The organism is Azospirillum cavernae (assembly GCF_003590795.1).
Lineage (GTDB): Bacteria > Pseudomonadota > Alphaproteobacteria > Azospirillales > Azospirillaceae > Azospirillum > Azospirillum cavernae.
This window is the reverse complement of record NZ_QYUL01000001.1, coordinates 456,364-471,844: the sequence shown is the minus strand read 5'-3', so window position 1 is coordinate 471,844 and position 15,481 is coordinate 456,364. Positions and strand designations below refer to the sequence as shown.

The 15,481-nt window shown below is 66.3% G+C and carries 12 protein-coding genes; 4 read left to right on the top strand and 8 right to left on the bottom strand.

Going from position 1 to position 15,481, the window contains the following annotated elements; translation table 11 throughout:
- Positions 1-2: 2 nt before the first annotated feature.
- Positions 3-245: an Lrp/AsnC ligand binding domain-containing protein gene (locus D3877_RS02250; RefSeq protein WP_119829143.1), complete on the top strand. Its 243-nt coding sequence runs from the start codon at positions 3-5 to the stop codon at positions 243-245.
- 110 nt (positions 246-355) lie between these two features.
- Here D3877_RS02250 and D3877_RS02245 read toward each other — a convergent pair whose 3' ends face one another.
- Positions 356-1,387 carry a lytic transglycosylase domain-containing protein gene (locus tag D3877_RS02245; protein ID WP_119830735.1) on the bottom strand — a complete coding sequence of 344 codons (1,032 nt, stop codon included), beginning with the start codon at positions 1,385-1,387 and terminating at the stop codon, positions 356-358.
- 331 nt (positions 1,388-1,718) lie between these two features.
- Between D3877_RS02245 and D3877_RS02235 the strand changes: the two genes are divergently transcribed.
- The 3 genes from D3877_RS02235 to D3877_RS02225 all read left to right on the top strand — a co-directional run bounded on the left by D3877_RS02235 (position 1,719) and on the right by D3877_RS02225 (position 7,118).
- Complete coding sequence (locus tag D3877_RS02235; RefSeq protein ID WP_238474690.1) at positions 1,719-2,927, top strand: efflux RND transporter periplasmic adaptor subunit; 1,209 nt, start codon at positions 1,719-1,721, stop codon at positions 2,925-2,927.
- Between the two features lie 4 nt (positions 2,928-2,931).
- The gene (locus tag D3877_RS02230; RefSeq protein WP_119829141.1) at positions 2,932-6,066 is read left to right on the top strand and encodes an efflux RND transporter permease subunit; all 3,135 of its coding nucleotides are present in this window, start codon (positions 2,932-2,934) and stop codon (positions 6,064-6,066) included.
- A 107-nt stretch (positions 6,067-6,173) separates the two neighbouring features.
- Positions 6,174-7,118: a UbiA family prenyltransferase gene (locus D3877_RS02225; protein WP_119829140.1), complete on the top strand. Its 945-nt coding sequence runs from the start codon at positions 6,174-6,176 to the stop codon at positions 7,116-7,118.
- 45 nt (positions 7,119-7,163) lie between these two features.
- On the opposite strand, the gene D3877_RS02220 is transcribed toward D3877_RS02225, so the two are convergent.
- From D3877_RS02220 to D3877_RS30105, 7 genes are all read right to left on the bottom strand, one after another.
- On the bottom strand, positions 7,164-7,904 hold the full coding sequence (locus tag D3877_RS02220) for an SDR family oxidoreductase (protein WP_119829139.1): 741 nt from the start codon (positions 7,902-7,904) through the stop codon (positions 7,164-7,166).
- Complete coding sequence (locus D3877_RS02215; protein ID WP_119829138.1) at positions 7,901-9,226, bottom strand: FAD-binding protein; 1,326 nt, start codon at positions 9,224-9,226, stop codon at positions 7,901-7,903. Before D3877_RS02215 ends, D3877_RS02220 begins: the two co-directional genes overlap by 4 nt.
- Before the next feature lie 69 nt (positions 9,227-9,295).
- Positions 9,296-10,402, bottom strand: a complete 1,107-nt coding sequence (locus D3877_RS02210) for a patatin-like phospholipase family protein (protein ID WP_119829137.1) — start codon at positions 10,400-10,402, stop codon at positions 9,296-9,298.
- A 67-nt stretch (positions 10,403-10,469) separates the two neighbouring features.
- Positions 10,470-11,474: a glycoside hydrolase family 130 protein gene (locus tag D3877_RS02205; RefSeq protein WP_238474689.1), complete on the bottom strand. Its 1,005-nt coding sequence runs from the start codon at positions 11,472-11,474 to the stop codon at positions 10,470-10,472.
- A 481-nt stretch (positions 11,475-11,955) separates the two neighbouring features.
- Positions 11,956-14,262 (bottom strand): glycosyltransferase family 4 protein, encoded by a 2,307-nt coding sequence (locus D3877_RS02200; protein ID WP_119829136.1) that lies wholly within the window; start codon positions 14,260-14,262, stop codon positions 11,956-11,958.
- Positions 14,259-15,164 (bottom strand): class I mannose-6-phosphate isomerase, encoded by a 906-nt coding sequence (locus D3877_RS02195; RefSeq protein ID WP_119829135.1) that lies wholly within the window; start codon positions 15,162-15,164, stop codon positions 14,259-14,261. Before D3877_RS02195 ends, D3877_RS02200 begins: the two co-directional genes overlap by 4 nt.
- Positions 15,165-15,173: 9 nt before the next feature.
- Positions 15,174-15,311, bottom strand: a complete 138-nt coding sequence (locus tag D3877_RS30105) for a hypothetical protein (RefSeq protein ID WP_199720677.1) — start codon at positions 15,309-15,311, stop codon at positions 15,174-15,176.
- Positions 15,312-15,481 lie beyond the last annotated feature (170 nt).

The following is a 15,481-nucleotide window of genomic DNA, read 5'->3' as shown; positions in this document are numbered from 1 at the left end:
GCGTGCAGACCATCTTCATCATGGTCAAATGCGAGTTGGGCAAGGCCTACGGCGTCGCCGATCAGGCCGTCCAACAGATCGAAGCGGTGTCGGAGGTGCATTCCATCTCCGGCCAGTATGATCTGTTGATGAAATGTTATCTGACGCAGGAGGACGACATTGGTCGGTTCGTCACCGACCATGTCCAGACCCTGCCCGGCGTGCGCGACACCTTCACGCTGATCGCCTACAAGGCCTTCGCCTGAGACACGCGCGGTAGACGCAAGACCCCATAAAGAAAGGGCGCTCCCGGCATCGGAAGCGCCCTTTTTCTTTGCGCGGAAGTCGCTTGCGACGGCGGCTTGCGACGGTGCGGTTACATCCCCGGCCCGCTGGCCAACGTCACGCACATGGTGCCTTTGCCGGTCAGGCTGCCGCAGCCTTTGGCGTTCTGCGAGATGAAGCGGATGACCACCCGTTGACCGGCGGAGACGGATTGCGGAGCCAACAGCGCTTCGGCCACTTGGGTTTCGACGCTGCGCACCGGCGGTTGCGGGCTGGCGCTGGCCACCTGCATGGGAGCGGGCGGCGGAGCCGGAGCGGCGGCGACGGCCAAGGCGGGCGCCTCGACCGTGACCGGAGCGCGCGACTCTGCGCGTCTCGGCTCGACCACGATATTGTTGACCGCGACGGTGGTTTCGGTGCGCTCCGGCGCCTTCGCCATCGGGGCCGAGTCGGGAACCGCCATGGCCACCACCACCTGCCCCTCGCCCTTCTGCGGCTTGGGCGCGTCGTTGGGAACCACGGCCACCTCGATGGCCGACGCGCCCGCCGATTGCGACGGCGTGCGCGGGGCGGACCCACGCAGCACGGGCGTCAGACTGGCGATGTATTGACGGGTTTCGCGCGGCAGCTTCTGCTTGCCCGCCAGATGCCCGGCGTAGCAGGCCGGGCCGCAATTGTAGGCGGCGAGGAAGCCCGGCGCGCCGAACAAATCATACATCTGCCGCAGATAGGCGGTCCCCGCCATGATGTTGTCGCGCGGGTCGGCGGGATTTGGCCCCAAGCCATATTGGAAACGCATCAACTCATAGGTGCCGGGCATCACCTGCATCAGGCCGATGGCCCCCGCCGAACTGGTCAACGGCTTGCCGCTGTTCGCGGTCGCCCGTCCGTTGCTCTCCCGCATCATGACGGCGCGGATCCATTTTTCCGGCATGTCGTGGCGTTCGGACGCCTCGCGGATCAACGGCACCCAACGGCCCAACGGATCTTTGGGATCAGGCACATAGGCCGTTTCCGTCGAGGAATTCATCGCCTGTTGGCCGTCCGTCGCGCAGCCCGCAAGCCCCAACGCAAGACACAGAAAGGCGCCGACAGCCGGAAGAGTCGCAAGAGGACGTTTCATCACGAGATCACATCCATAGCTGTGGGCGCTGGAAAGCAAAAGCCGAGATGCTTTTTCGATGCAGAGCCTCCCGGTGTCAAGCGACAACGTCCCCGGGGCCGTCGAAGACTTTCCATCACGTTGGTTCGTCATACGCGCATAGGAATTTTCGACAAATGTTCGGCATTCATTGTCGCTCCGACGATTCTTCCGATTTCATGGGAACCTTGACGGAAGATCCGTATCACACCTATTCAGTGGAGATTTTTCGCGGGATCTGTTTTTATCCGGGCGAAATTCAGAGTCCCACAGGCCCGTGTTTGGCCGCCGCCGTCAACGCAGGACGTTCCCAATGACCACGCCGACCATGACCACCCCCTCCCGGACCGCCCCACCGGCCAAGCGCCGCCGCGTCCGCTGGCTGTGGATGGTTCTGTTCGTCGCCGCCCTGCTGGGCGCCGGGGCGCTGGGCGGCGGGGCCGCCTGGCGCGCCCGATCCGCCGGAGACGCGGCGGCCACAACGCCGCCCACCGCCACGACGCCCGCCGCCACGCCCCCCGCTGAACGCCCGGTCGAGCTGGCGGCGGTGGAGGTGACGCGCATGGTCCCGCGCCGCCTGTCGGACACGGCGCGGCTCAGCGGTTCGGTCGCCCCGATGGAGCAAGCGGCGGTCAAATCGGAGGTCGCCGCCAAGCTGGTCGAGGTGACGGTGCGCGAGGGGGAAGCGGTGAAAAAGGGCCAGATTCTCGCCCGCTTCGACACCGCCGACCTAACCGCCAAGCTGAACGAAAAGCTCAGCAACCTGGACGGGGCCAAGGCGCAGTTGGTGTTGGCGGAAAAAACCCGTTCCAAAAGCGCGGCCTTGCGGCGGAACGACATCGTGTCGGAAACCAATCTGGATCAGGCGCAAAGCAGCCTTCAGTTCCAACAGGCCCAGGTCGGCGCGCTGAGCGCGCAGGTTGAATTGGCGCGCAAGGCGCTGCGCGACGCCGTGGTTCTCAGCCCCATCGACGGCATGGTGTCGGCGCGCGCGGTCCATCCCGGCGAAAATCTGGCGGTCAACGCCCCGATGTTCACCATCGTCGATCTGAGCCGGGTGGAGGTCGAGGCCACCGTCCCCGCCGACGACGTCGCCCGCCTGCAAACCGGCCAGAGCGTGCGGTTGCGGGTGGAGGGCTTTGGCGAGCGCGTCTTTCCCGGCCGCATCGCCCGCATCAACCCGATGACGCGGGCGGGATCGCGCGCCATCCCGGTTTACATCAGCGCCGACAACGCCGACGGCGCCCTGCGCGGCGGCATGTTCGCCAGCGGCGAGGTTCAGGTGGCGGAGGCCGAGGCCGCCTTCGCCCTGCCCCCGGTGGCGATCCGCCGCGACGGGCAAGGCGATTTCGTCCTGGTCATCGCGGGCGAGCGCACGGAGCGACGGGCCGTCACCCGACGCGGGCTGTGGGCGCGCGGCGATCTGGTGCAGGTCGATGGGCTGGCCGAGGGCGACCGCGTCGTGAGCGGCAACCTGCCCGGCTTGACCGCCGGGCGCGCCGTCACCGTGATCGGAACGTAACGCCATGCCGATCACCCGCATCAGCGTCGACAACCCGGTCTTCGCCACCATGATGATGGTGGCCTTGATGGTGCTTGGGCTGTTTTCCTACAACCGCCTGGGCGTCGATCAATTCCCCGACGTCGATTTCCCCATCGTCGTCGTGTCCACCCAATATCCCGGCGCCAGCCCGGAAACCGTCGAAACCGATTTGACCCGGCCCATCGAGGACGCGGTCAACACCATCGCCGGCATCAAGACGCTGACCTCGCGCTCCTACGAAAGCCAGTCGGTGGTGATCGCCGAGTTCGATCTGAAGACCGCCTCCACCCAGGCGCTTCAGGACGTCCGCGAAAAGGTGTCGGCCATCCGCGCCACCTTCAACGCCGACGTCAAGGATCCGCAGATCACCCGCTTCAACCCGGACGATCAGCCCATCCTGTCCCTCGCCGTCAAATCCGACCTGCGCGGCCTGCGCGACCTGACGACGCTGGCCGACCAGATCGTGTTGAAGCGCATGCAGAACGTGCGCGGCGTCGGCAAGGCGACCATCGCCGGTGGGGTGAAGCGGCAAATCCAGGTGCGGTTGAAGCCCGAACGGCTGGAGGCGCTGAACGTCGGCGTTGACGAGGTGATCCGCGCCGTCACCAACGAAAATCAGGATCGTCCGGCGGGCACCGTGTCGGGCAACGGGGCCGAGCGGGTCGTCCAGGTCGATGGCCGCGTGAGCGAGCCGCGCCAACTGCTCGACCTCATCGTCGCCCGGCGCGGCGGCGCGCCGGTGCGTGTGGGCCAAGTGGCCGAGGTGATCGACGGGCAGGAGGAGCAAGACTCCCTGGCCTTGTTCAACGGCGCCCCGGCCTTGGCGGTGGACATCGTCAAGGTGCAGGGCGCCAACACGGTGGAGGTGGCGCGCGGTCTCTACAAGGCCATCGCCGAGCTGAAAAGCGGCGGCGCCCTGCCCGCCGACGTGACGATGGAGGTGGTGCGCGACACCTCGCGCGGGATCACCAACTCGCTGAACAACGTGCAAAAGACGCTGATCGAGGGCGGCGCCCTGACCGTCTTCATCGTCATGATTTTTCTGGGATCCTGGCGCAGCACGGTCATCACCGCGCTGACGCTGCCGGTGGCGGTGATGGGAACCTTCGGGGTGCTGGCCGCCTTCGGCTTCACCTTGAACGTCATGACGCTGATGGCGCTGTCGCTGGCCATTGGCATTTTGATCGACGACGCCATCGTCGTGCGCGAAAACATCATGCGCCATCTCGGCAAGGGGCAAGGCCACCGGCAGGCGGCGTTGGACGGCACGTCGGAAATCGGGCTGGCGGTGCTGGCGACCACGCTGACCATCGTCGCCGTCTTCCTGCCCGTCGCCTTCATGGGCGGCATCATCGGGCGGTTTTTCCTGCAATTCGGCATCACGGTGTCGGCGGCGGTGCTGATTTCGCTGTTCGTGTCCTTCACCCTCGACCCCATGCTGTCCAGCCTGTGGTACGACCCGGCGGCCCATGGGCGGCACGGGAACGGCCCCTTCGGACGCTTCGCCCGCGCCTTCGAGCGCGGATTCGACGCGGTGTCCCACGGCTATGGCCGCCTGTTGGGCTGGGCGCTGCGCTGGCGCTGGCTGGTGCTGCTGTTGGCGCTGGGCGTCTTCGTCGGCAGTTTCCTGCTGGTGCCGCGCATCGGCGTGGAGTTCGTGCCCGCCGCCGATCTGGGCGAGCAGGTGATCGACGTCGAGGCGCCGGTCGGCTCCTCCCTCGACTACACCGCCGCCAAGATGCGGCAGGTGGAGGCGGCGATCCGCGAGTTTCCCGAAATCGCCTACACCTACGCCACGGTGAACACCGGCGTGTCGGTGGGGCGCAACCGGGGCAGCCTGTTCCTGCGCTACAAGCCCATCGACCAGCGCAAACGCTCGCCCAGCGATCTGGCCCCGCTGCTGCGGGGACGGCTGGCGGCGATCCCCGGCATCACCATCGGCGTCGGCATTCCCGGCGTCGGCGGCGTGCAAAAGCAAATCCAGGTGTCGGTGCAGGGCCGCGACATCGCCGAATTGGACCGCATCGCCAAACAGGTCAGCGCCGCCATGGGCCGCATCCCCGGCTTCGTCGATGTGGACAGCAGCCTGAAAGCCGCCAAACCCACCCTGTCGGTGCGGTTGGACCGCGATCTGGCGAGCGATCTGGGCATCGGCACCGCGCAGGTGGCGTCCACCCTGCGCCCGCTCTTCGCTGGCGACAAGGTGTCGAGTTGGAAGGCGCCGGACGGCGAAAGCTACGACGTGCTCGTCCGCCTGCCCGAAGGCGACCGGGTGGGCCGCTCCGACCTCGACCGCGTCTATCTGTCGGGCGGCGTCGACGCCAACGGCACGCCGCGCATGATCCCGCTGTCGCAGGTCAGCGAAGTCAACACCACGCTGGGGGCCTCGCAGATCAACCGCCGTGATCTTCAGCGCGAGGTGAACGTCAACGCCAACGTCCAGGGCCGCGCGGCGGGCGACGCGGGCAAGGATTTGCAGGCGGCCATCGCCAGCATCGCCTTGCCGCCCGGCTATCGCATCGTCTTCGGCGGCTCCACCAAGGACATCGCCGAAACCAGCAGCTACGCCGCCCAGGCGCTGGCGCTGGCGGTGATCCTGATTTACCTGATCCTCGCCTCGCAGTTCGGCAGCTTCCTGCAACCGCTGGCGATCATGGCCTCGCTGCCGCTGGCCTTGATCGGGGTGTTTTTGGGGTTGCTGGTCGCCGGATCAACGTTGAACATCTTCAGCGCCATCGGCTTCATCATGCTGATGGGGCTGGTGACGAAGAACGCCATCCTGCTGGTGGATTTCGCCAACCAGGCCCAGGCCCGGGGGGCCGACCTGCGCGCGGCGGTGATCGAGGCGGGAATCATCCGTCTGCGCCCGATCATCATGACGACCATGGCGATGATCTTCGGCATGATCCCCTTGGCGCTGGGCATCGGCGAGGGCGCGCAGCAACGCGCGCCGATGGCCCACGCGGTGATCGGCGGGCTGATCTCCTCCACCATCCTGACGCTGCTGGTGGTGCCGGTGATCCTGACCTATCTGGACGGGCTGTCGCGCCGGGTCAAAGGCTGGTTCACCCACGCCGACCCCGACGCGCAGAGCAACCTTCACACACCGGGCGGCTAACGCCATGAATGTGGACTTCCCTCTTGCGCGGAAGCGGGCGCCCAACCGATCATCCTATCGTTCGATTGCAGACGCTGAACTCAGCATTCCAAAAATGGTGAATTTTCATGATAGAGGCTATGGAAAATTCTGGAGTTTTCGAGAGAGAAAATAAAAAAAATCACTCTACACCACTGAGTATTTATATTAAATTATTCAGAATTCACCATTTCCCAAAGAATTTTTTGGTATTTATCCCGATTTTTGCCGCGCACAATTTTAATTTTCCCGATGCTTTTACCTTAACCGTGGTTTTTTTAGGCTTTTGTTTTTGCGCGTCGTCGATTTACATCATCAATGATTTTTTCGATTTGCCCTATGACCAGGCGCATCCAGAAAAACGCCATCGACCGCTGGCGGCTGGAATCATATCCCCCGCCTCGGCCTTGGCGACGTCGATGGCGGCGTTGTGCGTCGGCTTGGCGTTGGGGTGGTTGGCCGGACCGGGCGTCGCCCTGGTCATGGGGGGCTACGCCGTCGTCGCAATCGCCTACTCCACGATTCTGAAGCGGGTGTTCATCCTCGACGCGCTGACGCTGACCTGCCTCTATGGCGCTCGGCTCGCCGCTGGGGCGGTCGCGTGCGGCGTCGCTCTGTCGTCTTGGTTGATCGCCTTTTCGGCCTGTCTGTTTTTCGGGCTGGCGCTGGTCAAACGGGTTTCGGAAATCGCGATCCGACAACAGGCCGGGTTGGGCGATCCGCCCGGTCGCCCTTACCGACTGAGCGACCGCCCGTTGCTGGAAAGATTGGCGGCGCTCGGGTGCTTCGCCGCCGTCGTCATTCTGGCTCTGTATCCGGAAAGTCAAACGGCGGCGAGGCTGTACGCGTCGCCAAAAATCCTTTGGGCCGCCGATTTGGCCTTTCTCTTTTGGACCTGTCGGTTGTTGGCGCTGGCCCACCGGAACGCCCTTCCCGACGATCCCGTCGCCTTCGCCCTGTCCGACCGGGTCAGCCACCTGTGCGGGGCGTTCATCGCGCTGTGCGGGGTGGCCGCCGCCATGCTCTCCTGGTGAGCGGCCCTCGCGGTGGTGAGCGGCGACGCCGACCAATGATTCCGGTCACAGCCTCAGCCGCTTGAACAGTGTTTCCGGCAGGGCGCGGATGACGAACATCACCAAGCGCCAAATTCCGGGCGCGTAAACGACGTCGCGGCCACGGGTTGGCGCGTCGGCGATCACGCGCGCCACCTCGTCGGCCTCCGCCGTCAGGAAACGGGGCAACGCCATGCCTTCGGTCATCCGGGTGCGGACGAAGCCGGGCTTGATGGTGACGACCCGCAAGCCGCAACGACTCATCCGGGCGCGCAGCCCGGACAGAAAGGCGGAAAAGCCAGCCTTGGCCGATCCATACACATAATTGGCCGCGCGCCCCCGATCCCCGGCGACGGAGCTGACGCCGATCACGACCCCCGATCCCCGCGCCGCCATGCGATGGGCGATCTCCCCCAGCAACAGGGCCGGGCCGATGAAATTGCCGCGCATCAGTCGCTCCGCCACCGCGCCATCGGCCTCGGCGCAGCGCTGGTCCTCCAGCGCGCCGACCAGACAGACCACGACGTCCGGCAATCCCGGCAGCCCAGCGACGAAGGCGGGAAAGCTGGCGGTGTCCAGGGCGTCGATCCGGCGCGTCGCGACGCTGACGCCATGACGCAGGCGCAGATCCTCGGCGTCACGCTCCAACAAGGCCATGTCGCGACCGGCGAGGATCAACGACCATCCCATCGCGGCCCAGCGCAACGCCACAGCCCGGGCGATGTCGGAGGTCGCCCCCACGATCAACGCCAACGGAGGACCGCTCAAAGCCCCAACCTTTCCGATTGCCGGGAGCGAAAGCGCCCGTCGGCGTCCCAAGCCGCCCGCGCCTCGGCGAATTGCTCAAGCTCGGGATAGCCTTTCCGCATCGTCGCGGCGCTCATGCGCGCATCCTTGGCCAGATAAAGCCGACCGCCGCAATCCGCGACGATGGCGTCCAGATCGTCGCACAGGGCGAACGACGCCGGGGAAACGGGAAAATCCAGCGCCAGAGAATGCCCGTCAATCGGAAATGACAGGAAGCCGCCCCGGCGCGGCCCCATCCGCTTGAGCACCGCCAGCAACGGTCGGCAATCGGTGGCGGCGATCCGATTCAGCAGCGCTCGCAGCCCGGCGCGCGCGCTCGCCCTGGGCAACACGCATTGATGCTGGAGCAGCCCGGCCCGACCATAGAGACGGTTCCACGCCGACAGCCCATCCAGCGGAAAGAAGAAGCGGTCCAGCCCGATCAGGGCCTCGCCCGGACGCGACGCCCGGAAATAGGCTTCGTTGAACAGCCGCGCGGCGACGGCGTTCAACGCCAAAATCGGCGGCAGATCACAGGGAACCGTGCCAAGGCGCGGCGGCGACCGCCGCAAAGGGTCGGCCCGCAGGGCGCGCGGCAACTCCTCAACGCGGGCATGCTCGCCGCGCGTCAACACCGAACGGCCAAACCCTTTGCCGCTGGCCCGGCAATCAATCCAAGCGACGTTGTAGGTCCAATCGTCCGACGCCTCCAGCGCGTCCAGACCGGAATCAAGATCGGCCAGACGCAGAGTCTCCTGACGGATCACGGCCGTCTCGATCCGGCGCAGACGAATGGCCGCGCGCAGGATGACTCCGGTCAACCCCATCCCACCCCGCGTGGCGCGAAACAGGCGGGACTCCCGATCCGGGCCGCAGCGCGTCACCCCGCCATCGGCGGTCAACAGGTCGAGCCACAGCGTGTGGTCGCCAAAGCAGCCGTCGCGATGGTGATTTTTGCCGTGAACGTCGGCGGCGAGCGCGCCCCCGACGGTCGCCGCCCGCAGGCCGGGAACCACCATAGGAAACCAGCCCCGAGGAACGAACGTGTCGAGAATGTCGTCCAGAGCGACCCCGGCCTCGCAGGTCAGCGCCCCCGCGACCGGATCGAACGCCAAAAAGCGATTCATCGGCAAGGCCGACAGCACGCCGTCGGCGTTCAGCGCCGCGTCGCCATACGCCCGCCCGGCGCCACGGGCGATCACGCTGACGCGGCCATCGACCAGTCGGCGGACGTCGTCCTCGTGGCGGGCCTGGAACACCGGGCAATCCAGACTCGGGTAACGGCCCCAACCCGACAGAATCACGCCCCGGCTCCCTGTTTCAGGACCATGTTTCCAAGGACCATCGCAACAAAGACTCGTTCGGACAAGGCTTCAAGGCAACGTCAACGTGGATTCCGCGCCGACCGCACCGAGATTGTCGCGCAGCCACAACTCCGCCGTCTGGCGTCCGGTTTCGCGCAGCCAGCACAGAAAGCTCCAATCCGTCACCAGCTTGGAATAGACGCCCAGACCGCGCAGAGCGTCGTCGGCCTCGATCAGATGCAGGCGCGGGCCGTCAGCGTCGGCCATCATCGCCCGCAACTCGGTCAGCAGGGGGGCGTTGAAGGTGATCTGATTCAGGCGCTCGGCGATCGCCGTGGGGTTTTCCGGGGTTTCCAGCGCGGTCAACGGGTTGATCGTCACCACGGCGATGTCGGCGCCGGGACAGGCGCCGACCAGCGGGCTGACCGCCGGGTTGGCGACGTAACCGCCATCCCAATAATCGACGCCGTCGATGCTCACGGCGCGGAACAAATGCGGCAGACAGGCCGAGGCCAACAGATGATCGACGCCGATCTGCGTCTCGTCGAACAGGGTCAGCCCGCCGGTGCGGACGTTGGTGGCGCTGACGAACAGCCGCAGACCGGATTTTCGGATCAACTCCGGCTCGACCAACTCGGTCAGCAGGGCGCGCAAGGGGTGAAAGTCGGCGGGTTGCGTCTGATAGGGCGTCACCCAGCGCCGCGCCCACTCCACCAGATGGCTGCCAAAGGCGTTGTCGATGTTCCAGCGGTCGCTGGCCACCCGCTCGCTCCAGCGGGCGAACAGCCTTGCGGTCAGGGTTGGGCGGATCGGCCCCAGACGACCGGCCTCGCTGATGCGCTCCCAGAAATGATCCAATTCGGCCCGCGCCCCGGCCCGCCCGCCGCGCGCCCAACCCTGCGCCAGCATGGCGGCGTTCATCGCCCCGGCGCTGGCCCCGCTGACGCCGACCAGCTCCAGCGTCTCCTCCTCCAGCAGCCGATCCAACACGCCCCAGGTGAAGGCCCCATGCGCGCCGCCGCCCTGAAGCGCCAGCGCCAGCCGACGCACAGGCGGCGGCGGCTCCTCCGGCGGCGGCGAGGGCAGCAGCAGCGGCCCGGTTGGAACCGCTGGCGCGACCGCCTCCCCCACAATCCGGCGGCGCAGGCCCCGCCAGAAGGTCGTGAGATTCGGCATGATCGGAACTCCTCATGGATGCTGCATTGCAGCATGGGGAGTCTTCACGGTCGAAACAAGGCCGCCGTCAGACCGGCTCCATCAATTGCAGCAGTTGGGCGATTGGGATGGTGGCGAAATTGGAAAAAGTGTCGGACACCGCGTAGGGCAGGACGATACGCTCGCCATGGCGCATCACGCCACAGGTGTAAACGACGTTCGGCACATAGCCTTCGCGCTCCGACGGGTTGGGCCGCACCAGCGGCTCCTTGGATCGGGCGAGCACCTTGCTGGGGTCGGTCTTGTCGAGCAGAACCGCGCCGATGGAGTATCGGCGCACCGGCCCGACTCCGTGGGTCAGCAGCAACCACCCTTCATCCAGTTCGATGGGGGAGCCGCAATTGCCGATCTGCACGAACTCCCACGGGTATTGCGGCTTCATGATGGCCACGCCGCCGTCCCAATTGTGCAGGCAATTGGACTGGACCAGATAGAGGTTCTCGTTGTCCTGGCGGGCGATCATCGCGTATTGCCCGTCGATCTTGCGGGGAAACAGCGCCATTCCCTTGTTTTTCGTGGCGTTCCCCGACAGCGGCGACAGGCGGAAGGACACGAAGTCGCTGGTCTCGATCAGTTCGGAACAGATCGCCGTGCCGCTGTAGGCGGTGTAGGTGGCGTAATAAACCCGTTGCCCTTCCTCCATGAACTCCACGAAACGGGCGTCTTCGATGCCGTGGGATTGCGAGGCGGTGATGGGGAAGAGGATCCGCTCGCTGATGTCCTCGTCCGCCGGGAAAACCACCCGGACGTCGTCGCCGTTGGGACCGGAGGTCCAGCTTTCCACGTCGGGGATCGAGGCCAGACGGGCCGTTGGATCGACCGACACGCCGCCGTCCGCCGAAATCGTCCCGGATCGGAAGGTCAGGGAGGAGATATGCCCCTCCCCCACCGCGCGCAGGCTGAGGATGAAGCGACACCCGCCCGGCGGCGCGCCGGTCTGGTCGGGATGGACGACGATGCTGGGGTTGAACAGCGCCGACGCCTCGAACGAATATTCGTGCAGGAAATAGGCGCCGACCAGTTGGCGCTGCACCGTGGTGAAGTCGGCGTGGGGGCGAAGGCCGCCTCCATGTCGTTCGCACGCCGATCAAAACTGGCCAACAAGTTGCGATGGCGGCCTTGAAAATTTTCGAGCACATCAGCCAGTTGGCTGTCCGCCATCTCCGGGGACAGCCCCAGGATTCGTTCAACGATGTGGTTGGCCCGCGTGCGGTCGGTCGGGTTGAAGTCGCGCGGCTCCGTCGCCGGTCGGAAGGGGCGCACGACCACCCGGGTTGGGTCGGGGCGCAGATACAAGGCTTGGCGGTTGAAGAAGGTCGGTTGGGTCACGGAACAACTCCCGGTGGTCGCACGGCGGGGATGAGGTCGCGGGGGTTGGAGCAGCGGGCGCTTGAAAGGACCTTTCAAGCGCCCGCTGGCGTCGGCAGTGGGGCGGCGGCGGCGGCGCCCCCATAGGCGCGGAAAAGCCTGCGTGGCGTCAGAACGCAATACGGAGCGTCATTGGCGTTCCGGCATCAAACCCGCAGCGCCTGCAACGGGCTGCGTTCCATCCGTTGGCCGCTCAAGCGGACAGCGCGGCGCATCTCGGCAAGGCTCAGCAGATAGGACACCACCGACTCGCCGCCCCGGTTTTCGTTGGGGCGGTCGCTGTGCAATCCGTCCCGGCAGCTTCCGGTTTCCAGATCGACGACCGTCTCGGACAGGTCGTTCCGCCCCAGGAACCAGGCGAAGGCGCTTCCCGCCTCCGCCCGCCAAGCGGCGTCGCCATCGACCCGCCAAGCGGCCAGACAGGCCGAAATCGCCGCCGTCGCCTCCAGCGGCTGCTGGTCGAACGGTTCCGGGGCTTGGCGGATCGCGCCGAAGCTGTCGGAGCCGATCGGGCGGAAATGCCCCTCGGGCGCGGTTTGCCGGGCCATCAACCAGCGCAGGCTGCGCAGCCCCGCCGCGACGTAGGCGGGCGTTTCCGTGGCTTGGCCGGTGACGATCAAGGCCTGCGGCAAGCGGGCGTTGTCATAGGCCAACCCCTCCTCGAACCACACCCAATCCTTGCTTTCGACCGAGGCCAACAGCGCCATCAGCCGGTTGGCGAGGCGCAAGCGGCACTCCTCCGCCGCGTCGTCGACCACGCCGGTGGCAAGATGGCCGTCCAGCCCCAGCAGCGTGAAGGCCCAGGCGCGCGGCGAGCCAAAGCCCATGACGGTGGGCAGGGCCTGCCCGAACAGCGCGGCGGCCCAGGAGCGTCGCGACGGGCTGACGTCGCTGCGGGCGCATTCGCCCAGCGCCCACATGGTGCGCCCGTGGCTGTCCTCCGACCCGCGATCCTCCAGCCAGCGCCGCTCAAAGCTCATGAAGTTGCGAAAATGCTTGGTGTCCGGGTTCCAGGCGTGTTGAACGAAAGAGGCCAGACGGCTGGTCACGTCGTCGGCCAGCCGCGTTTCGCCGGGCGCGTTGAGCGCGCAGGCCAGCAGCAGGGCGCGGGCGTTGTCATCGACGCAATAGCCGTGCGAGCGATCCGGCACCGAATGAACGGCGTGCTGAAACAGCCCGGTGTCGTCGCACATCGCCATAAAATGATCGAGCCGCATCTCCGGCGGGGCCTGCTGGGGACGCGACGGCGAAAAGCGGGCCAACTCCAGCAAGGCCGGGGGTTGGACGGAACGCTGGTCCCGCCGCCGCTCGTCGCGAACCTCCTCGAACACGCCCTGATAGCGTCCGGCGATCCGTTCCCACACCATCGAACGGCTTTCGGCGTGGGCGCGTTCGCCCATCGCCTGGCGGCGGCCGTCGTCGGTCAACAGCCCGGCGATGGCGTCGCCAATGGCCTTGGAATCGCCAAAGGGAACCAGGATGCCCCGGCCGTCGGCCAGCAGCTCCTGCGCGTGCCAATAGGGGGTGGAGACGACCGGCTTGCCCAAGCCAAAGCTGTAAGACAAGGTGCCTGACGTCATCTGCGCCTCGCTGAGATAGGGCGTCACATAGAGGTCGCACATGGAAATGAAGCGCAGCAGAGTCGGCTGATCGACGAAGCGGTCGAGAAACACGACATGCTCCGCGATCCCCAACTCCCGCGCGCGGGCCGCCAGCCCCTCGCGGTACGCCTCGCCCTGGGCGCGAATGAGGTTGGGGTGGGTGGCGCCCAGCACCACATACACGGCGTCGGGGCGGCTTTTCAGGATGTTGGGCATCGCCTCGATCATCACCTCAATCCCCTTGTTGGGGGACAGCAGACCGAAGGTCAAAATCACCGTGCGGTCGGAAAAGCCCAGCTCGGCCTTTGCGCCAGCGGACCCGACCAGGGGGAAATCCGGGATCCCGTGCGGGATGACGACGATCTTCTCATCGGGGGTCTGATAGACCGCGCGCAACAGCCCCCGCGCCTTTTCCGCCATCACCACGAGACGGGCGGAGCGGGCGATCACGCGCTCCATCACCGCGCGCTGCTTGGCGGTCGGCTCGGCCAGAACCGTGTGCAGGGTCGTCACCACCGGCTTGGTCAACCGGGACAGCAAGGGCAAAATCCGGTCCCCGGCGGACCCGCCGAAAATGCCGAACTCGTGCTGAAGGCTGACGACGTCAAATTTTTCCGCGTTCAGCAGATCGGCGGCGCGCAGATAATCCGCCGCCTTGGCGTCGTGGATCTCGGCGATCACCGTGGACGGATAGTCGTAACGGTGGCCCTGGTCGGTCATCGCCACGATGGCGGCGTCCACGCCGGGGCAAAAGGACGCCACCGCCTGTTGCAGATCGGTGGTGAAGGTGGCGATGCCGCAATGGCGCGGCAGAGAGTTTCCGATAAACGCGATACGGCTTGGCGGGATCATGGTTGCGCCTCCAGAATGCGGAGCGGCAAAACGGCCTGTCGCCCATCACGGTTGAAGAGAAGAGTCGGATCGGAAACCGTTCCGACATACGCCAACAGGGCGGTCAAACCCTCCGGCCCGACGGTCAGGTCGGCCTGCGCGCCGTCCAGAAAGACGGCTTCGCCGACGCCGACGGTCAGCGCGCCGACGCGAGCCTGCCCCTGCAACACCAGAAGCCAGCTTTCCCCCGTGGCGCGCAGGGTCCAGGTCCCGCTGTCCGGCAGGTTGAGGCGCTCCAGAACGAAATAGGGGCTGACGGCCAGCAGGGTCCGCGCGTCAGTCAAACGTTGGAAGGGCGGCTGTGGTTCCGCCGGGCCGCGATGGGCGACCGCCAGCGCGTGATCGACATGCCGCTCCCGCGCCCGCCCGTAATCGAACAGGCGAAAGGTGGCGTCGCTGCGCTGCTGAATTTCGGCGATCACCAGACCGGCGCCGATGGCGTGGATGGTTCCGGCGGGAACGGACACCACGTCGCCCGCCCGCACCTCTTGCCACCGCATGCGGTCGATGATCGAGCCGTCTTCGATGGACGCCCGCAGGTCCGCCGACGTCATCGGCTGCTTCAACCCAACGCCGACCGTGGCGCCGGGCTTGGCCGACACGACAAACCACGCCTCCGTCTTGCCATGATCCAACCCGAGGGAGCGGGCGAAGGCGTCGTCGGGGTGGACCTGGATCGACAACGGTTGCGTGGTGAACAACAGCTTCAGCAACAAGGCCGTCGGCGGCGCCCCGCGATCCGACCGCTGAAACCACAACTCGCCAACCGGACCGTCGGCGTCGCTTATGCCGCTCCAGGGGCGCAGATCGGCGCGGCCCCAGGGTTTGCGGACAACCTCAATCTCCGCCCGTTCGACCGCCACAAGGCGGCCTCACGTCTTCTTCTTGACCGCTTTGGTCGCGGTCGTGTCGATTTTGGTCAGGAAGGTCGCCACCGGCACGGCTGAGACCGGCTTGGCCGCCTTCGGCTTGCGCACTTCGCGATTGTTCCGCTTCTGTCCTTTGGCCATAGCGTCATCTCCTGTCATGGTGAAAAGAAAACGGCCCCGCCGCTGTCACGCGGTTCGGGGCCGAGGCTGCCGGGCCTGGAGCCGGGCGTCATTCTGACCGTTCGTCGCCCGTCGGGCCGCCAGTACATCCGTGGTCGGCGCCGACAAGGCGATGGTGGGTGTCGGCGATC